This is a genomic window from Magnetovibrio blakemorei, assembly GCF_001746755.1.
Taxonomy (GTDB): domain Bacteria; phylum Pseudomonadota; class Alphaproteobacteria; order Rhodospirillales; family Magnetovibrionaceae; genus Magnetovibrio; species Magnetovibrio blakemorei.
The window spans coordinates 1-1,516 of sequence record NZ_MCGG01000069.1 but is presented as its reverse complement, the minus strand read 5'-3'; the positions used below and the strand labels follow the sequence as shown (position 1 = coordinate 1,516).

Annotated in this window: 1 protein-coding gene; it reads left to right on the top strand. The window is 43.8% G+C overall.

All coding sequences use genetic code 11. The annotated features are described in order from the left end of the window. Positions 1 to 82 precede the first annotated feature (82 nt). A complete protein-coding gene (locus BEN30_RS18070) occupies positions 83 to 1,315 on the top strand; it encodes a formylglycine-generating enzyme family protein (RefSeq protein ID WP_139135076.1) in 1,233 nt (410 codons plus the stop codon). Positions 1,316 to 1,516: the final 201 nt, after the last annotated feature.

The window sequence follows — 1,516 nt, the reverse complement described above, 5'->3', positions numbered from 1 at the left end:
AAGAGTTAGATTCATTTCAGAATTGATTTGAGGTAGGTTGGTGATAATTCTAGAAAACATCGATCATTTGGAGGAGATCACTATGAGATATGTGAAATCGATAATCGGTGTTCTGTTGCTTGCAGCCTTATCTGCTTGCCAGACAATGACAGGAACGACCACACCAGAAGCTGTGATGATACAAAAGATTTATTCAACACACTGCATATTGACAACTGGAGGCGGTGACAAAAATAAGATTTACGAGAATGATATATTTATTCATTCAATTCAGGATCGAAATAATGGTTGGAAAGCCGCAGATTTAAGTTCTCCTGATCCACGCGGCGGTGGAGTGCGCGATAATTTTTACTATAACACAAGCACTGGAGAGTTTGCATGTGGCTCGAATATGTTAAGAAACTATGTTGGAAAAGATGATCCCATTTCAAAAGGGGCTCTACACTACCCTATATCTCCAGCCATTTTGGCAATGGACAAAACACCAGCTATAGATAGATCGCCAACTATTTCACAATATTCAAAAGCTAATGCCCCCACCCCTGAAGAACCAATCAATGAGCCAACACCCGCTTTGTTAACTCCTCGCCCTGCTCCTATTAGCAACAATGTGGGAGAGGCTTTCCGTGACTGTACCAACTGCCCAGAAATGGTCATCATCCCTTCTGGCAGTTTCCAAATGGGCTCGAACAGCAGCATACCAGATGAAAAACCCGTGCATCGTCTGAATATCAATTATAGCTTTGCAGTTGGCAAATACGAGGTGACGCAAGCACAGTGGGGTTACTTAATGGGGGATAATCCTAGTAAATTTATTAAAACACCAAGTAATCCTGTTGAGAACATAACGTGGCTGGATGCTCTGGAGTATATCAAAAGGCTATCTGCTAAAACTGGGAGAAATTACCGTTTGCTGACGGAAGTTGAGTGGGAATATGTTGCTCGATCTGGGTCAACAACAAAATATAGCTGTGGTAACGCCCCTGACTGCCTTGCAAATATAGCGTGGAACTTGAATAACTCTAACAAACAAACACACCCGGTCGGTCAGAAAGACCCAAACTCATTTGGAGTTTACGATATGCTCGGAAATGTTTCGGAATGGGTCGAGGACTGTTACAGCAAAAACTATGCATATGACAGCCACGAGAGTGGGTATTATGTTATGGGAAAAGATCTATGTCCAAGGGTGCACAGAGGAGGTCATTGGGGAAAGGCTTCTAACTCCTTATCAGTATCCAAAAGAGAACGGTTTGCACAAGATGAGGCTGACTATATTCTTGGGTTCCGTATCGCGGTTACTCTTGAGAGATAAGCCCCATCTAATGGAAATCGGAACTAATACATCTAATCAAGTAGGTTTTTGAATATACACGATGACGCTTAGTCGTCCCGCTCCCTCTCTCGGTCGCGGTCTTTGTCCAGCTTTAACGGCTTGCCCGTAACCTTGCGCTTCCAAATATATTTGCGCGGCGAAAGCTCCGCCTTGGCCGGGTCACGTTTCCAAATGCTGGCC